The organism is Trichocoleus sp. DQ-A1 (genome assembly GCF_039961955.1).
Taxonomy (GTDB): Bacteria; Cyanobacteriota; Cyanobacteriia; order Cyanobacteriales; family FACHB-T130; genus FACHB-T130.
On sequence record NZ_JAMPKE010000022.1, the window covers coordinates 63,401 to 81,110 of the forward strand.

12 protein-coding genes are annotated in these 17,710 nt (G+C 48.5%); 6 read left to right on the top strand and 6 right to left on the bottom strand.

The features are described from left to right. Positions 1 to 29: 29 nt before the first annotated feature. Both NDI33_RS19340 and NDI33_RS19345 read right to left on the bottom strand, forming a co-directional pair. Positions 30 to 953: a class I SAM-dependent methyltransferase gene (locus tag NDI33_RS19340; protein WP_190675160.1), complete on the bottom strand. Its 924-nt coding sequence runs from the start codon at positions 951 to 953 to the stop codon at positions 30 to 32. 188 nt (positions 954 to 1,141) lie between these two features. Further along, positions 1,142 to 2,809 carry a DUF3352 domain-containing protein gene (locus NDI33_RS19345; RefSeq protein ID WP_190675162.1) on the bottom strand — a complete coding sequence of 556 codons (1,668 nt, stop codon included), beginning with the start codon at positions 2,807 to 2,809 and terminating at the stop codon, positions 1,142 to 1,144. A gap of 511 nt (positions 2,810 to 3,320) precedes the next feature. On the opposite strand from NDI33_RS19345, the gene ligA reads away from it, so the two are divergent. Further along, a complete protein-coding gene (gene ligA, locus NDI33_RS19350; protein WP_190675164.1) occupies positions 3,321 to 5,366 on the top strand; it encodes an NAD-dependent DNA ligase LigA in 2,046 nt (681 codons plus the stop codon). A gap of 89 nt (positions 5,367 to 5,455) precedes the next feature. Further along, positions 5,456 to 6,379 carry a DMT family transporter gene (locus NDI33_RS19355; protein ID WP_190675166.1) on the top strand — a complete coding sequence of 308 codons (924 nt, stop codon included), beginning with the start codon at positions 5,456 to 5,458 and terminating at the stop codon, positions 6,377 to 6,379. 68 nt (positions 6,380 to 6,447) lie between these two features. On the opposite strand, the gene NDI33_RS19360 is transcribed toward NDI33_RS19355, so the two are convergent. The 3 genes from NDI33_RS19360 to NDI33_RS19370 form a co-directional block, all read right to left on the bottom strand. Continuing rightward, positions 6,448 to 8,208, bottom strand: coding sequence for a serine/threonine-protein kinase (locus NDI33_RS19360; protein WP_190433482.1), 1,761 nt, complete (start codon positions 8,206 to 8,208; stop codon positions 6,448 to 6,450). A 90-nt stretch (positions 8,209 to 8,298) separates the two neighbouring features. Then, positions 8,299 to 9,357: a tRNA dihydrouridine synthase DusB gene (dusB, locus tag NDI33_RS19365; RefSeq protein ID WP_190675168.1), complete on the bottom strand. Its 1,059-nt coding sequence runs from the start codon at positions 9,355 to 9,357 to the stop codon at positions 8,299 to 8,301. A 106-nt stretch (positions 9,358 to 9,463) separates the two neighbouring features. Continuing rightward, positions 9,464 to 10,501 carry an ADP-ribosylglycohydrolase family protein gene (locus tag NDI33_RS19370; RefSeq protein WP_190675170.1) on the bottom strand — a complete coding sequence of 346 codons (1,038 nt, stop codon included), beginning with the start codon at positions 10,499 to 10,501 and terminating at the stop codon, positions 9,464 to 9,466. Between the two features lie 490 nt (positions 10,502 to 10,991). On the opposite strand from NDI33_RS19370, the gene dnaK reads away from it, so the two are divergent. Then, positions 10,992 to 12,917, top strand: a complete 1,926-nt coding sequence (dnaK, locus tag NDI33_RS19375; protein WP_190414776.1) for a molecular chaperone DnaK — start codon at positions 10,992 to 10,994, stop codon at positions 12,915 to 12,917. A gap of 251 nt (positions 12,918 to 13,168) precedes the next feature. On the opposite strand, the gene NDI33_RS19380 is transcribed toward dnaK, so the two are convergent. Further along, positions 13,169 to 14,362: an HhoA/HhoB/HtrA family serine endopeptidase gene (locus NDI33_RS19380; protein WP_190414777.1), complete on the bottom strand. Its 1,194-nt coding sequence runs from the start codon at positions 14,360 to 14,362 to the stop codon at positions 13,169 to 13,171. A 276-nt stretch (positions 14,363 to 14,638) separates the two neighbouring features. Here NDI33_RS19380 and NDI33_RS19385 point away from each other — a divergent pair, with 276 nt between their 5' ends. The 3 genes from NDI33_RS19385 to NDI33_RS19395 are packed head-to-tail and all read left to right on the top strand — an operon-like array spanning position 14,639 to position 17,524. Beyond that, positions 14,639 to 15,958: a CHAT domain-containing protein gene (locus NDI33_RS19385; RefSeq protein WP_190675174.1), complete on the top strand. Its 1,320-nt coding sequence runs from the start codon at positions 14,639 to 14,641 to the stop codon at positions 15,956 to 15,958. A gap of 13 nt (positions 15,959 to 15,971) precedes the next feature. Beyond that, positions 15,972 to 16,508, top strand: coding sequence for a tetratricopeptide repeat protein (locus NDI33_RS19390; protein ID WP_347275878.1), 537 nt, complete (start codon positions 15,972 to 15,974; stop codon positions 16,506 to 16,508). Next, positions 16,505 to 17,524 (top strand): CHAT domain-containing protein, encoded by a 1,020-nt coding sequence (locus NDI33_RS19395; protein ID WP_347275880.1) that lies wholly within the window; start codon positions 16,505 to 16,507, stop codon positions 17,522 to 17,524. Before NDI33_RS19390 ends, NDI33_RS19395 begins: the two co-directional genes overlap by 4 nt. Positions 17,525 to 17,710: the final 186 nt, after the last annotated feature.

The following is a 17,710-nucleotide window of genomic DNA, read 5'->3' on the forward strand; positions in this document are numbered from 1 at the left end:
AAAAGAAAATCTTTGTTAATGTTGAATTTTTAATTCTGCTTCACCTTGGCAATTACCGTGCGGTGACGATGAGTATTGCGGCTGATTGTCGGCGTAGTGAAACCGGAATCTACTAGCGCTTGTTCAATATTTAACGCAAAATACTCATCTAAATAAGGCTCGGTACTCTTGAGCAATGTCAAGATGTAGGGCGGCATTTTGGTATAAATCTCAGATTGAGGATTCATATCCATAATTGCCAAACAGCCACCGGGACGCAGTACGCGCCGCACTTCTCGGAAAATCTGCATAGTTGCTGACTGAGGCAACTCGTGGCACATCAAAAAGATAGAAACCAAATCGAACGAGGCATCTGGCAAACCTGTAGTTTCAGCAGCAGCATGAACCCAGGAAATCGGTTTTTGGCGCTGTTGGGATTGGTACTGGGCAACTGCTAGAAAATAGGGCGACAGATCCAAACCCGTCAGCTTTGCTTGGGGATAAACATCTTGGAGGGCAAACGTACTCATTCCCACACTGCACCCCAAATCTAAAATATCTTGTGGTTGAGTAGCGATTTCGTTTTTGAGAATATCAAGATAACTCTGGCGCAGTCGGGCATCTCCTTGCGCCCCCGCATCAGGCCAAATTCCGGCGTGAACGGCATAAGCCGCAACTTCTACTTCCCAAGCGGCTTCCCAGCTTAAGTTACCACTTTCGTAAGCATGGAACGATCGCAGGTAATATTCTGGGTAGGTCAGTTGGGGGTTTTGTACTTGAGCCAGATGACTTTCCCAGTCGTATTGTGAAAACGTCTGTACTTGCTTTCTCCAAGGCACTCCAATCTTCTCGGCACGTTTGATCATCATAGAACGCGCTTGCTGCTTGGCTAGATTGGCTAATGGCTTAATCGCTAGCAATCCGTTTACCAAGCGTGAAGATAATCCGAGTTCAGTATTTACTGTGGCAGTCATAAAGTAATAAGTAATGGGTAATGGGTAATAGGTAATGGGTAATAGTAAGTAACAAATGACCTTATAACCAATTACCAATCCTGAATAAAGATGTCTCAGTAGGATGAGCTTTTATCCCACCAAAGCTTGAAGGGTGGGCAATGCCCACCCTTCAAGAATATTACCAATTACTCATTCCCCGCGACTTCCTATTTGCCCGTTTTAGGCTTGAGTGCAAGTAACACCTCAACTTGACCCGTTGATGCGTCTGGTTGAGTCACGGTCAAACCAATACCATGCATGGAATTCAGAATTGCAGTGGTTTCAGGCGTGATGGAACTCTTTTGGGCTGGAGGTAGCTGGCGATTCACCAAAGACATGGTTTTGTCCATGTCGAGGTAAAAATAGCCTGCGTTTGGCTTCTGCAAAGACCCCGTGACCGTTTTAAAAGATGTGCTATTGTCCAAAGGCTGGCTGGGCTTGTTTGCCATGACATCGGCGATGGGGCCACCAATCGCCACATACATCGTGTTTTCATCTATCCAACCATGCCCTAAGAAAGCGCCTTGTTGCGGGATTTGCCATTCTGTGACGGTTTTACCCTGAATTTTTCTAGGCGCTACGGCGATTGAATTTCCCTTAGCGATCGCATCCAATTTGTTGAAAGTGGCTTCAGCCGTTTTGCGATCGCTGGTTTGAAATACCAAAGCTCCACCAAATCCAACGGGTGCTAAGATTCCCTTGGTCGATGGAATCGCCGCGAGAGCAAATTCTCCATCCATCCATCCGAAGATATCTTTATCTAGGTCAAGATTGACGAGTCTGAGTTGCTGTCTTGCCATGTCAAACCCCTGCTGGGCTTGGGGATCGGCTTTGGATTGTTCGACAACCGTTGCCCAAGTTTGGCTGATTCCATTTCCAGCGATGAGGGCAATTGTCTCAGCCGGAAGTTGAGACGCGACTTTGCCAGGAGAAGCCTTGTACTGAACTTTCATCACCGAGGGATCTACCTTTGCGATCGCCTTCATCCTCACACCAGCATTATCAATCCCAACACCCATCACCACCGATTGCACAGCCTTTAACTGCTTTAGGGTTTCTGGAGGAAGCGGGGGCGTATTCGGATTATTTGCCAGTGCTTGCTGCACCGTCCCCGCATAATCGGGGATATAGAATTGAGCGATGGAGTTTTGTACGTCTACACCCTTAGTCAGAAGGCTGGCTGCACCTGCTTTGCTAGCAAATGAAGGTTGTCCTTTAAAGGTATCAATGGCGAGTTGCACTGCTTCTTTTTCATCGGACATCACTAAATGACTGTCTAACAAAGCCGTGTAGGTTTTGCCACTTTTATCTGTGGTTTCCTCTATTTTGATGCCTTTGTAATCTATTTGTTTGGTTCCAGCTTTCTTGGCTTTCAGCTTATTTGCAAAACTTAAAGCACTTACTTTGTCTTTGACGCCAACCACCATCAACATCCGGACTTCCGGTGACGATTTTGGGGGTGTCGCTTGTGCCGGTTTTACAGTCGGTGATGGCAGAACAGCAAACATCACGCTACCCAGCCAAGGCTTAACATCTTTTTCATAATTGATGTTGGATTCAGTCAACATCTCTTTGTTGAAATCCTTCAGCCCTTTATCAACCAATTTTTGGGCTTCCGGAGTCCCAAACTGTTGCAATTGCGCCCAGTTTTTCGGATCGGTGGAGACAAAACCCGCCATTAATGCTTCATCCGGCACCACTTTGGCACTTGCAAGAGGGCTGGTCGCATCGCTAAAAGCACCCTTCAAGTAAAGATAAGTACCGATGCCTCCCGCTACTACAACGGCAGTGCCAACAATAATAGGAACTATACGATTTGGTCTTCTTTCAGACATTTAAATTTTTCCTTAGATTATTACTGCTTGTGATTGTTATCGATACATCCACAAATGGCATTGTGGATTTTGCGGATTTAGCGGGAATCGCTGTAAGGAAAATTCGTAATTTTGCTTAGTCACGATTCCTACTAAAAGGATTGTTATTAAAATACTTCAACCTGATTTGGATAAACTCCGCAAACCAGAAATATGAAGTTTAAATACAAAAATCGCCTGCTGGTACGAGGTGAGAGGTTTCGTGTCAGATAAGGCTAAGCGATCGCGCTCTAAAATTCTTTCAACAATAAATTCCCTCTCCTCTTTCACTTAGTAGGGGCATAAACACGCCCCTACTAAATGTCGCAATGCCTCGATATTTTCTTTGACTGTATGAAACCCCCCTGGCTCTCGAAAAGCGGAGAGGGAGCTGGGGGCGAGCTTCCGGTTGCGTTGAAATCCATTGAGAGCCGTTCTATATCTGGTGATGGCAGTTAGACTAAAAGCGGAAACGATAGAGTTTTAAGTAGGGATGGATGCCGTGGAAGTGACACAGGCAGTCAAGCAGCGGGTACAGGAACTGCGACAGTTGTTGGACAAAGCCAGTTATGCCTACTATGTCCAGGATGCTCCCATCATGGAGGATGCCATCTATGACCGGCTGTATCGGGAACTGCAAGACTTAGAAGCCCAGTATCCAGAACTGGTAACACCGGACAGCATCACTCAGCGCGTGGGTGAGAAACCGGCAACTCAGTTTTCCTCGGTGCGGCACAATATACCTCTCTATAGTTTGGAAAATGCCTTTAATATTCAGGAATTTGCCAAATGGCAGGAACGCTGGCGGCGACAAGTTCCCGAACTCAATACTTTTGAATATGTCGCGGAGTTGAAAATTGACGGTTCTGCGATCGCTCTCACCTATGAAAATGGCATCTTGGTGAGAGGAACCACGCGGGGGGATGGCATCGCGGGGGAAGATATTACTCAGAATGTGCGGACAATTCGCGCTATTCCCTTGCGATTGAATTTAGAAAGCCCTCCCACTCACGTAGAAGTTCGCGGCGAGGCGTTTTTAGGCTTAGATGTGTTTAAGCAAATTAATCAGGAACGGCAGCAAGCTGGCGATCAGTTATTTGCCAATCCTCGCAATGCAGCGGCGGGAACCTTGCGGCAATTAGATTCTCGGATTGTGGCAAAGCGGCGGCTGGATTTCTTTGCTTATACGTTGCAAATTCCTGGGAAGCATGATGCTGAAGTTGCCCGAACTCAGTGGGAATCGTTGGAATTGCTGCATCAAATGGGATTTAAGGTAAATCCCAATCGCAAGCTTTGCCAGTCTTTAGAAGATGTTCGGGATTATTATGACGAGTGGAATACGGGGCGATTAAATCTACCCTATATGACCGATGGGGTCGTCGTGAAGCTGAATTCGATTCCGCTTCAGGAACAGTTGGGATTTACGCAAAAGTTTCCCCGCTGGGCAGTGGCGCTGAAATACGCGGCGGAAGAGGCACCAACGCGAGTGGAAAATATTTCTATCAATGTGGGGCGAACGGGGGCGCTGACGCCGTTGGCAGAGTTGCAGCCAGTGCAATTAGCTGGGACAACCGTACAAAGAGCCACATTGCACAATATTGATTATGTGCGATCGCTCGATATTCGGATTGGCGATACGGTGATTATCCACAAAGCCGGGGAAATCATTCCCGAAGTGGTGCGCGTACTGCCAGAACTCCGCCCAGAGGGGACTCAATCCTTCCAAATGCCCACCTGTTGCCCGGTGTGCAATCAGCCAGTGGTAAAGCCCGTTGATGAGGCGGTGACGCGCTGCGTGAATGCTTCTTGTCCCGCCATCCTCAAAGGGGCGCTGGTTCACTGGGCAAGCCGTAATGCACTGGATATTAACGGCATGGGCGAAAAATTAATGCACCAGTTGGTGGATAAAGGAGTGGTGAATTCGGTTGCAGATTTATACGATTTAACCGCTGATAGGTTGGGAACTTTGGAACGGATGGGTAAGAAGTTAGCCCAGAAATTGGTGGATGCGATCGCCCACTCGAAAACTCAGCCTTGGTCGCGGGTATTATACGGTTTGGGGATTCGTCACGTCGGCAGTGTCAATGCCCAAACTTTAACTCAAAAATTCACCACGGTTGAGCAACTCGCTACGGCATCCGCAGGGAATATTGAAGCCGTGTATGGCATTGGCCCAGAAATTGCCCACGCTGTTTACGACTGGTTTCAAGTCCCGGCGAATCAGGCGTTAATTGACAGACTGAAAGCAGCGGGTTTGCAACTCGCCGCCGAGGTAGAAACCCCATCCGCAGAAAGTAGAAGCGTTCCCTCGCCCCTACAAGGGAAAACCTTTGTAATTACTGGCACGCTGCCGACTCTAAAGCGCGACGAGGCAAAAGCGTTGATTGAAAAAGCTGGTGGTAAAGTTACGGGTTCCATCAGCGCCAAAACTGACTACTTACTGGTGGGGGAAGATGCCGGTTCCAAGTTAGAAAAGGCTGAAGCTTTGGGAATCACCCAACTGAGTGAAGCCGAACTGCTGGAAATGGTCGAAGATTAGATGTTAACAGCAAACACACTAAGGAAAGATTGTAGGAGCGTGCGGCACAAAACGTATCGCTCCTTTTCCCTTTTCATCAGAATATACCAATGCAACTTCACTCTACTTCCGGTAGATGGCGATTAGGGCTAGCCTTATCGCTTGTAACTGTATTTTTGTGGGGAATTCTGCCCATTGCCCTGACGGTGACGCTACAGGTACTCGACGTTTATACCGTTACTTGGTTTCGCTTTTTGGTATCGTTTGGGCTGCTAGCCGTTTATTTAGCCGCACGGCGGCAACTACCACCTGTCGAAAAATTGCGTTCAACGCCACTTGGATTGTTAGCGATCGCGATTATATTTTTGGCGATTAATTACATTCTTTTTCTGCAAGGTTTACACCAAACTTCACCTGCTAACGCCCAAGTTCTCATTCAACTCGCTCCAGTTTTAATGGGTTTAGGAGGATTGGTTGTTTTCAAAGAACGTTATACCTTGCGTCAATGGATAGGTTTAAGCATACTCACGGTTGGGTTCGCACTCTTTTTTCACGAACAATTAACCAACTTAATTACAGCACAAGGTAAATATTTAATTGGGTGCGGATTAATCTTTTTTGCAGCAGTAACTTGGGCTATCTATGCTTTAGCACAAAAGCAGCTTTTGCAAAAATTACCGTCTTCAAATATTATGCTACTGATTTATGGTGGTTGTGCTATTTTGTTTAGCCCGTTTGCTGCACCTCAACCCATTTTGACGCTGAATCCTTTACATTTAGGAATGCTGCTTTTCTGTGCTTTAAATACCATCATCGCTTACGGTGCTTTTGCGGAATCTTTGGAACATTGGGAAGCATCGCGAGTAAGTGCAGTCTTAGCAACAACTCCCATTGTCACCTTAATCTCTGTATCAGCGGTGTCAATGTTTCTGCCCACCCTCATTGTACCGGAACGCCTGACTGTTTTAGGAGTGGTAGGGGCGATTTTTGTAATATCTGGCTCTATTGCGATCGCTTTAGGAAAAGCTCGTTGAATACATAATCAAGCGAAATAAAAAGAGCGATCGCCCTTTTTATTTCGTTCTTTCCCCCACGATCTCTGCTATGGCTTAATCAGACGCCTAGTTTGTGTTGCATGGCGATAGTTAGCCATCAGTTTTTCTCGCTGTTGATATGGATAATACATGATAGCAGCTAAGGATAAACTGGTTCCTAGTAAGGATAAAAACAGAAAGAAATTGAAGAAGCCGATATTGAATCCTGTCCCTAAGCTCATGCCGAAACCTGTTATTAAAAGTGCGCTGCCAATGGCAATTTTTTCAGGAAATCCCCTTTCTTTATAATTTTTAATGACTGCCCCATTTAGGAAGCCAATTACTAGACCTGCCAAGGTTCCCAAGGCAGTAATCGCCGCCGGTAAGAACCCTGATGACAACAAAACAACTAACATTGTCACAGTGGTCAACCAAGCTGCAATCTTTATGCCTAGCACAGTTCTGATGCCAACTGCTGCCAGTAGAGTTCCGGCGCTAAACCAAGCCAAAAATACCGCGATTACTCCAACTTCAAAAATTGCTACAGATGTCCAAGAGGTAAATTTGAATAGAATTGCTACCATCCAAGCGATCGCGCCTGTCCAAAACCCAGTCATTGCTAAAGCAATTCCTAATAGCAAAGCCATTGAAATATAAGGCGGCTTTGGAGTTTCAAGCAGAGTTGTGCGAACTGTAATCGTGAGCGGGTAAGTTTCTGGGGAAGAATTGGTGTGTAATAAAATCTGACGGCTGTAGGTTTTATCTGCCATCAACTTATTCGTATTCACGGTGATTTTGCAATCAGCATGATTACTCTTAAATGTGGCGGGTTCAAAGGAAATCCAAGCATGAGAATTGGAATAGCGCGGATCGCTGTGGTGGGGGGCTACTTCCCAAGTCCCTTCTAGCAAAGTGTCCGGAACGGAATTATTAACCCTAACGGTTTGAGTTAATTTTTCGCCTAGTTGTGTTGTTTTAAATTCCAAAGCCAGTTGGCTAAATTTAACTTCCGGTAAGCGATTAACATAAATCGGCTTGAGAGCTTCCAAAGCAGCCGTAGCATTGGGGAAACGGTCTTTTGCTTTGGGTTCGACCATTTTTGAGAGCCAATCCACAAAACGCAGGCTCAGCTTGGGAAGCAGCGGCTTGAAATTAAGGCGACCATCTTCATCAAATAAGGTGTCAATTGCCGTTGATTTTGTCCCAGTTAATAAGCAAATGAGTGTTGCGCCTAAACCATATAAATCTGTCGCTTCGTTTAGCTGGCGGTTGTATATCTGTTCGGGTGCCATAAACCCAAATGTCCCAGCGGCGACGCTGCTCATTGCCATTTCCCCACTGCCAATTCGAGCTAAGCCAAAATCCACCAGATAAACATTTAGTTGTTCGTCTACGAGGATATTTTCAGGTTTAATATCCCGGTGAATTACAGATGGAATCCGATTTTGTAAATAAACAAGAATTTCTAGGACAGAAGCAGCAATTTTCTGGATTTCATCCGGGTCAAAACTGCGTGGAGCAGATAAAGGCAGGGCATCTTTATGCTCCTGCACCATGCAGAAACCAGCTTGGGTTTCAAAGGAATCGAGGTAACGGGGAATTCCAGGATGATCAAGTCCTCGTAGCACTTGAATCTCGCGCTCATAAGCTTTAAAACCCGACCATTCAGACCCAACTTGGGCAAATAGAAATCGCTTCAGGATGACTGACTGCTCTGTGACGTTATCCTTTGCCAGATAAGTGATGCGACCCCCAGCGCGATTGCGCCCAAGTTCTCGAATGGTCTGATAGCGGGGACGGGGACTTAAAGTGTGTGAGGAGTTGCTCATGACGGCAAACAATGCAGGTAGATGGCGTCTATTCTAGGCGATCGCTTTCCTTCCCTTGTTCTCCTTCGCGCCTTCTGCGCCTAGAGCGGTTCAAACCTCCACCAATGCTAACTCCTCTTCTTCCATCTCCTGCCAAGTAGAATTAGCCAGTCGTTCAATCGCCCGATCGATCGTCTCCAACCCCTGGTCAAGGTTTTCGATCACTGCTAGATGTCCGCGTAACTCCGCAGCACCGGCAAAACTCTTGGCATACCAAGTCATGTGCTTGCGCGCTTGCCGAATCCCGCGATCGCCTTTATATTCCCATAAAGCTTGCAAATGTTCTTTTGCACATTCCAGTCGTTGTATCGGCGTTGGTGGCGTCTTTTCTTGCCCAGTTTTCAAGAAATAGTCAATTTCTCCCACTAAAAAGGGATAACCCAGAGTTCCCCGCGAACACATCACCCCATCTGCGCCGGTTTGTTCCAAACACTTCACCGCCGCCTCTACGGAAAACATATCGCCATTGGCAATCACTGGAATCGACAGAATTTCCTTGACTTTACCAATCCACTCCCACTTAGCAGGGCCAGTGTAACCTTGGGAACGGGTGCGACCGTGGACTGTAATCATTTGCGCCCCCGCATCTTCCATGCGCTTGGCAAAGTCCAGAATATTAATTTCCTTGTCTGTCCAACCGATGCGCGTTTTCACTGTCACCGGCACATTCACTGCCTTTACGACCGCTCGGACAATTGCCTCAGCGACTTCTGGCTGCCGCAACAACGAAGAACCACCGCCGTTTTTGGTAATTTTGTTGACCGGGCAACCCATGTTGATATCAACCGTATCAGCGCCCTCTTTCACCGCCATTACAGCCGCTTCTGCCAAGAAATCGGGGCGACAGTCAAACAACTGAATGCTTATCGGTCTTTCGTTCGGATCTACCTCCATAATCTTGGGGAGTTCCTTCACGTAATGTAGCCCCGTTGCGTTCACCATCTCGGTGTACATCATCGAGTCGGGGGCATGGCGACGCACCAGGCGACGAAACACCATATCGGTAACGCCAGAAAGGGGCGACTGTAAAACCCGGCTTTTCACCTCAAAAGAGCCAATTTTCAGCGGTGTCGAGAGTCGGGATTGCAGGGTAGGAGAAAGAGTAACCATAGGTTCTATCGCGGTCAACCGGGCTTTTTCATTTTACGAGCGATCGCTGTTGAACCATTCGAGCTTCATGGCGATCGCTCCTATCTTTATTGTGAATCGCGATCGCTTACGATAACGGCACCTGAGCGGGACTGGCATCTGAAGTTGCTTCCTCATCCCATCGGTTCCCCAGGACTGCTAAGCGATCGCGGTACTCGATGCGGCTGACCCATTCTTCGGGCCATGCTGCCATTCCTAAATAGGCTCCGGCGAAAGCACCCGTGAGGCAGGCAATAGAGTCCGAATCGCCTACGGTGAGTGCCGCACGACGAAGCGCCGCCACTGGCTCTTCAGGAAACAGTAGAAAGCACAGTAGACCTGTGGCAAAGGCTTCTTCTGCGATCCATCCTTCCCCCGTCGCCAAACAGGGGTCTGCATCCCGGTTCGGGTTTGCCAAGGCGGCATCCAGACGGTCAAGGATGGACAAACATTCATCCCACCCACGGGTAATAAATTCCTCTGGTGTATTGATAGAGGGACGTTCCCAGAGCAACCCCAACCAGTCGGCGTGGTAGATCGAGCGTTGCTCCTCAGCATAGGCGCGAAGTCGCGAAGGCAACCCTTCGGGATTGGCACCCGCAACTAGGTCAGCGATCGCTGTTGCAGTTAAATCCGAGGCGGTAAGTGCGGTGGGGTGCCCGTGGGTCAAAGCTGCTTGGAACTGAGCGATCGCGGCGCGGGTCGTTTCGTTCAAATTCTTGACGAGTCCCACGGGTGCCACCCGCATATTGGCTCCACAACCCTTTGAGTTTGCCACCGTTGCCTGCTGCCACGGCAGGTCAGTCGCCAAGTTAGCGCAGGCATTCAGACAAGTTCTTCCGGGTGCCCGGTTATTGTCAGGACTGTCCCACCAGTCGATGAAGGCGCGGCGTAGCAGCGGCTCTAGGCTCTCAGCACCCAAAGGCGGTATTACTTCCAAAAGTGCCTCTCCAACCGCTAAAGTCATCTGCGTGTCATCTGTAACGCGAGCCGGATTGCCCATTGGTTGCTGCGGCCCTTGGGGTGGGAAGCGGCGCAGGATCTCCTCAACATTGAGAAACTCAGTTACCGCACCGAGCGCGTCACCAAAAGCTAAACCAAACAGGCATCCAGAAGCACGGCGCATAGCTAGTACAACTCTTCTTTTTTAGAAATTCCGAACGATGGCTCGAAAATCGCATCTTTTGTAATACATATAATACAAGCTTTGAGAACGAACTAATCGTGAATGATTTAGGTGGTGTTGGTAGAGAGTCCAACGAGCTAATCGCGATCACCTTGACCGCCTCTAGACGGCAAATACACCTATTTAATTACGGCTTGCCCCCATACCTAAAGCCCCTGATTTCCTTACAGTAGACACAGTGAAAGCAATCAGCAGATGTTAAGTGATTGAGCCAAAGGGGATGCCTCCTGAAGGTTAACCGTCCTTCCTCAGGTTCGGAAAACCCCACAACACCAGAGTGGCTAATCCCGCACACTATATAGATCGGTACGCACGCACCAATGGTTATTAAATCTGGAAAGAGCTGCTGATTTAACCCGGTTGGTTCAATTTGTAGTTCCGTATCCGCCCTCAAAAGTTTTTGTAGTTATTAGGAAGCCGAAATACCCCTATGGCAAAAGTAGTTGGAATTGACTTAGGTACGACAAACTCCTGCGTAGCAGTGATGGAAGGTGGTAAACCCACCGTGATCGCCAACGCAGAAGGTTTTCGGACAACCCCCTCTGTCGTAGCATTTGCCAAAAATGGCGATCGCTTAGTGGGTCAAATCGCCAAGCGTCAATCGGTGATGAACCCCGAAAACACCTTCTATTCGGTGAAGCGTTTTATCGGACGCAAGTTTGAAGAAATCACCCACGAAGCCACCGAAGTTTCTTACAAAGTGCTGCGCGACAGCAACGGCAACGTTAAGCTAGACTGCCCCGCTCAGAGCAAGCAGTTTGCACCAGAAGAAATTTCTGCCCAAGTGCTTCGCAAGCTGGTGGATGATGCCAGCAAGTACCTTGGAGAGACCGTTACCCAAGCTGTAATCACCGTTCCCGCTTACTTCAACGACTCCCAGCGCCAAGCTACCAAAGATGCTGGTAAGATTGCCGGGATTGATGTAATGCGGATTATCAACGAGCCGACCGCCGCTTCCTTGGCGTACGGACTCGAAAGAAAGGCCAACGAAACCATTCTGGTATTTGACCTGGGTGGCGGTACCTTCGACGTATCCATCCTGGAAATGGGCGATGGCGTATTTGAAGTGTTAGCGACCTCTGGCGACACTCACCTGGGTGGTGACGACTTCGACAAGAAAATCGTTGATTACTTAGCCGAAGAATTCAGAAAATCTGAAGGCATTGACCTCCGCAAAGACCGTCAAGCCCTCCAGCGTCTCACCGAAGCCGCTGAAAAAGCCAAGATTGAGTTATCTAGCGTCACACAAGCGGAAATCAACCTGCCATTTATCACCGCTACCCAGGATGGTCCAAAGCACCTGGATATGACCCTGACTCGCGCTCAGTTTGAAGGACTCTGCGCTGACTTGATCGATCGCTGCCGCATTCCTGTAGAGAACGCCCTGCGCGACGCCAAGCAAGACAAGAGTGCAATTAATGAAGTCGTGCTGGTCGGTGGTTCTACCCGGATTCCTGCCGTACAAGAACTGGTGAAGCGGGTTTTGGGCAAAGAACCCAATCAAACCGTCAACCCGGATGAAGTGGTAGCTATCGGTGCCGCAATTCAAGCCGGTGTCCTCACAGGTGAAGCTGGAACTGAAGGACTATTGCTACTCGACGTTACCCCGCTGTCTTTGGGTGTGGAAACCCTCGGTGGCGTGATGACCAAGATTATCCCCCGCAACACCACGATTCCTACCAAGAAGTCTGAGGTCTTCTCTACTGCTGTAGATAATCAGACCAACGTAGAAATTAAGATTCTGCAAGGCGAACGGGAGATGGCGGCAAACAACAAAGAGTTGGGGATCTTCCGTCTAGATGGGATTCCTCTGGCTCCTCGTGGAATGCCACAAATTGAAGTTACCTTCGATATTGACGCCAACGGTATCCTGAACGTCACAGCTAAGGATCGCGGTACTGGTAAAGAGCAATCAATCAGCATCACGGGTGCTTCCACCCTGCCCCAAAACGAAGTGGAGCGGATGGTTAAGGAAGCCGAACAAAATGCCTCCACTGACCGGGAGCGTCGTGAGAAGATTGACCGCAAGAACCAAGCTGACTCCCTCGTTTACCAAGCTGAGAAGCAAATGGCTGACTTGGGCGACAAGGTTCCTGCTGCTGACAAGAGCAAGGTCGATGGATTGGTCAAAGACCTGCGCGATGCGATCGCTAAGGAAGACGATGAGCGCATCAAGACGCTCACCACAGAGCTACAGCAGGCTCTCTACACCATCGGCACGAACATCTATCAACAAGCAGGCGGCGCAGGTGCAGCTCCTGGCGATGGCACCGGCACCCCTGGTGGTGGTGGTTCCAGTCAGTCCACTGGTACTGGGGATGATGTAATTGATGCTGATTTTACGGAAAGCAAGTAATTAGCTAAGTGCTAATCGCTAATTGCTAATTGCTAATAAGGGCTGATGAATTGCTTTTGGGCGCTCATCAGCCCTTTTTTAATGCAAAACTACGCACAATTACTTTCTTCCTTGTCCCAAAATGACCCGCTCCCTAGAAGCGTGTCTAGTCTAAGGTTCGGGTTTCCTTCCTCAACCTAGCTCCCTACTGCTTTGCGTACCTTTGCGCCAACCTCAGCGTACCTTTGCGTTAAAAACAGAAATTATTGATGCTACTCCACCGGGAAGGCACCAGGTTGCACTTGAACCGTTTCAGTCCGACCGCTACGGTTGACCTCTACTTCTAATCTGGAGCCGACGCTACTCGCTTCTACCCGTTCTTGCACTTGATCGGCACTTGCGACCGCTTGACCGCCAACTTTCTGGATCACATCTCCTGCACGCAAGCCAGCGCGTTCTGCGGGTGAGTTTTTGACCACCCGAACGATGACAACGCCTTTATCCTGCGTAACTTTGAAGCCTGCCTCATTGTCTTTGTTAATGTCGTCTTTTAGTTCCGGCGTCAGCGTTACCATTTGAATTCCCATGTAGGGATGCTCGACGCGACCTTTGCTAAATAGCTGATTGGCGACTCGTTCGGCGGTTTCAATCGGGATGGCAAAACCGAGTCCCTGAGCATTTGCCCGAATGGCTGTATTAATCCCAATCACTTCACCCCTGGCATTTAGCAAGGGACCTCCGGAATTACCGGGGTTGATAGCGGCATCGGTTTGGATAAATCTGACTCGCTTATCCGGGACACCTACCTGCGAACTGGAGCGACCCGTCGCGCTGACGATACCCACCGTCACCGTGTTATCTAGACCGAGGGGATTGCCAATTGCGATCGCCCACTGTCCCGGTATTAAGTTATTCGAGTCTCCCAAGCGTACCGTCGGCAACTTTGTCGCATCAATTTTGACAACTGCCACATCCGTAACCGGATCGGCTCCCACAACTTGACCCTCCATCGTCCGACCATCTTTGAGCGTCACCTTGACCTTATCTGACCCCGCGACAACGTGGGCATTTGTCATTAAGCGACCATCAGCACTGAGAATGAAGCCAGATCCGGTACCTCGTTCCACCCGTTCTTCCGGAACCGGCGTTTCATTCCCAAAAAATCGTCGGAAAAACGGGCTTCTGAAAGTATCTGGAATGTCCTGCGATACGGTACGAGCCGCATCAATTCGCACGACAGCAGGGCCAACTTTTTCGGCTGCTTCGGCAATAAAATTCAGGTTCTCTTGGGGAGCGCGATTCTGGGGCGGGGAGATTTGCTGTAGCGCAGCTGGAATCGCTGATGGGATTCTGCCTTCGACACTGGGGTTGTCTGCTGCGAAATGGCGACTGGCATATATTCCTGCACCACCGCCGATAGCCAGCAAAGCTAGATAAGTGGTCAGCTGTTTGACAAGTAAACTCATGGTCTTTGGGCTGAAGGACAGCAATACAGGTGATAATTCCACTCTAATCAAAAAATGCTGTGGATGAGCAGCATTTGGGTAGAGTTTTAACTGGGTTTCAAGATATCGGGGTGCCCAAGAGGAGGCACAAACAGCGCATCAGAGTGCATACGCGATCGCTTGGTCTGTCAAGTTGGCGTTACCACTACCCCAGCATAGAGCCAACACTGGACACGCCCGATTCCCTGGGCTAAGACAGTGTAAACACTGTCCGTACATCTACTTACCTTGTCAGCCATGCAACTCCAGAAAATCAGCCTTACCGGGGTGCAAAACCTTGTACCCTTACTGATTACTTTTGTGGCGACTGTCTTAACCCCTTTCCCAGGGAAGAAGGCTGAAATTTTCCCTGGCTCTCAGGTGTTGGCACAAACTCCAAAGGCTCCCGCGACCGTCAATCCACTCAATATCGAACAAATTCGACAAGTTGCTAAAGAACACAACGCCACACTCGTTGAATACTCAATTAATTACGAGACGTTCCCCGTTCAAGGAAAAGAACAAACCCAAGAATCAGAACTGCTGATTTGGGTGGTTCAACCCACAGGTGAAATCACCTTACGACGGGTTGACCTTAAACCGTTGTGGCAGAAGCAAAATACCTCCCTCTCAGCGTTGGTGAGTAGTAGCCGTGCGGCGATGGGGTTCGGGAGTGCTGCAAATAAGAGTGGCATTGTCGTGACGACAAAACAGGACAATCGCCCAAGTAAACAGTTACAGCAACTTCATCACCTGCTCATTGAGCCGATTGCGGAATTGTTGCCAAAAGCTGCGAACGCTCGTGTCGCCTTTATCCCGCAAAAATCTCTGTTTCTGCTTCCCTTCGCAGCGCTGCAAGATAAACAAGGCAAATACCTGATCGAGCGACACGCAATTTTTACCGCTCCCTCAATTCAGGCGCTGGATTTACTTTACAAGCATCGACAGCGAATCCAAGGGATTGCCAAGGATGTGCTGGTGGTGGGGAATCCGACGATGCCCCGCGTTCCTCCCAAGATAGGACAAAAGCCGGTGTTGTTACAGCAACTGCCCGGAGCGGAACAGGAAGCAAACGCGATCGCGAATCTCTTCAATACCCAAGCGCTGATCGGCGACGCAGCAACCGAGACCGCGATTGTGCAGCAAATGCCCCAAGCGCGAATTATTCATCTAGCAACGACTGGGTTAATCGATGAGGAGCAGGCATTGAGCAATGCGATCGCTTTGGCTCCCTCTAACACCGATGACGGGTTGCTGACAGCAGAAGAAATCCTGAATCTGAAGCTAAACGCTGAGTTAGTTGTCCTGAGCGCCTGTGATGCGGGTTTGGGTCGAATTACCGAGGATGGCGTGATTGGGCTAACGCGCTCTTTTCTGGCAGCGGGAGTTCCCAGCGTCATTGCCCCCCTAGGGTCTATGCCGGATGAGCCGACTGCCTTCTTGATGACTGAGTTTTATAAAAATCTTCAATCGAATCCCGATAAAGCAGTTGCACTGCAAAGCGCCATGCTAGCAACGATGAAACAACACCCGAACCCGATGAACTGGGCGGGTTTCATCCTCATTGGCGAACCGTAGGCGCAGCCCATTTGTGCTTGATTTCATTCCAGTCAATTTGACAACATCATTCATCTACCCAGCAGTGAAAGCAATCCCTTCTCAAAGCATCATCCGAATCGCCTTCATCACCCTCCTCAGTAGTGTCTTGACGCCTTTGCTTGTCAATTTTCCATTCCCATTGTCTGCACCACAAGCGTTAGCGCAAACACAAGATGACCGTACCGAAGCAGACCAACTGTTTCAGCAAGGTGTTCAGCAGTTTCAGACCAGTCAATTCGAGGCAGCTTTACAGTCTTGGCAACAGGCATTGATGATCTATCGGGAGATAAAAGACCGCCCAAGTGAAGGGCAGGTTCTGGTAAATCTGGGAGTTGCTTACTATTCCTTGGGGTTATATCCCAAAGCGATTGATTGCTACAAGCAAGTTTTGGCAATTGTCGGGGAGAACGAAGACCGCTCTATTGAGAGTTATGCTCTGGGAAATCTCGGGAATGCTTACCATTCTCTGGGGGACTTTGCACGAGCGATTGAGTACCACCAGCAGCATTTAACACTTGCAAAAAAGTGACGTTTCGCAAAGTCGATCTTAAACCTTTGTGGCAGCAGCAGAATACCTCGCTGGCAAACCTGGTTTTCAGTTCCCGTCAATCAATGGGAGTCAGAGGACGTGGTGGAGGTGTGGTAGCGGAGCTTATAGAAGAGGAAAAACCAACTAGACGATTACAACAAATTCACAAATTGCTTATTGAACCGATTGGCGATCGGTTGCCTAGCGATCCAAAAGCTCGTGTAATCTTTATCCCGCAGCACGAGTTGTTCCTCACCCCTTTTCCCGCTCTCCAAGATGCTTCTGGCAAATACCTGATTGAAAAACATACGATTCTCACGGCTCCTTCAATTCAAGTGCTGGATTTAACTCATCAGCAAAGGCAACGTGTGGAGACACAATCAATCCCATCTATACAAGAGGCGTTAGTAGTAGGTAATCCGATAATGCCTGGAGTGGTGCTGAACCCTGGAGAACCAGCGCAGCAGTTACCTAATTTGCCGTGGGCGGAACAGGAAGCAAAGGATATTGCTAAACTACTCAAAACTCAAGCGATTACTGGTAGCCAAGCGACTAAAGTAGCGATCGCGCAAGCATTGCCTAAAGCGCGAATCATTCATCTAGCCACTCATGGTTTACTAGATGATGACCGGGGATTGGGAAGTGCGATCGCTCTCACTCCATCTAACAACGACGACGGGTTGCTCACTGCTGAAGAAATCCTTAATCTAAAATTGAATGCTGAATTAGTGGTTCTGAGTGCTTGCGACACCGGACGAGGACGCATTACGGGCGATGGTGTTATTGGTTTATCCCGTTCTTTAATTTCCGCTGGTGTGCCTAGCGTGGTGGTCTCTCTATGGCAAGTCCCGGATAATTCAACTGCTTTTTTGATGACGGAGTTTTATAAAAATCTTCAGCAAAAGGCTGATAAAGCTACGGCATTGCGAAATGCGATGCTGACAACCATGAAACAGCAACAATATTCAGATCCCGTGCAGTGGGCAGCATTTACTTTGATTGGCGAAGCTGAATAAGGCAATATTCATCTGAGCGTTTGACAAGGATTGATTAGGAAATTCATTTCTAACTAATTAAAAAAATCCCACATTTATTAGGATAAATAAGTGAAATCGAATCCGGTTAATTACTTTTTTGATAATTTGTCGGTAATGGATAATTGGTTGTTTTCATGTTTCCACCTATTCTTTATTAACCATTAC

What these genes read in the sequence shown, in the direction of transcription:
- NDI33_RS19340 (WP_190675160.1), bottom strand. Translation starts at nt 953, where the DNA reads ATGACTGCCACAGTAAATACTGAACTCGGATTATCTTCACGCTTGGTA.
- NDI33_RS19345 (WP_190675162.1), bottom strand. Translation starts at nt 2,809, where the DNA reads ATGTCTGAAAGAAGACCAAATCGTATAGTTCCTATTATTGTTGGCACT.
- ligA (WP_190675164.1), top strand. Translation starts at nt 3,321, where the DNA reads ATGGATGCCGTGGAAGTGACACAGGCAGTCAAGCAGCGGGTACAGGAA.
- NDI33_RS19355 (WP_190675166.1), top strand. Translation starts at nt 5,456, where the DNA reads ATGCAACTTCACTCTACTTCCGGTAGATGGCGATTAGGGCTAGCCTTA.
- NDI33_RS19360 (WP_190433482.1), bottom strand. Translation starts at nt 8,208, where the DNA reads ATGAGCAACTCCTCACACACTTTAAGTCCCCGTCCCCGCTATCAGACC.
- dusB (WP_190675168.1), bottom strand. Translation starts at nt 9,357, where the DNA reads ATGGTTACTCTTTCTCCTACCCTGCAATCCCGACTCTCGACACCGCTG.
- NDI33_RS19370 (WP_190675170.1), bottom strand. Translation starts at nt 10,501, where the DNA reads ATGCGCCGTGCTTCTGGATGCCTGTTTGGTTTAGCTTTTGGTGACGCG.
- dnaK (WP_190414776.1), top strand. Translation starts at nt 10,992, where the DNA reads ATGGCAAAAGTAGTTGGAATTGACTTAGGTACGACAAACTCCTGCGTA.
- NDI33_RS19380 (WP_190414777.1), bottom strand. Translation starts at nt 14,362, where the DNA reads ATGAGTTTACTTGTCAAACAGCTGACCACTTATCTAGCTTTGCTGGCT.
- NDI33_RS19385 (WP_190675174.1), top strand. Translation starts at nt 14,639, where the DNA reads ATGCAACTCCAGAAAATCAGCCTTACCGGGGTGCAAAACCTTGTACCC.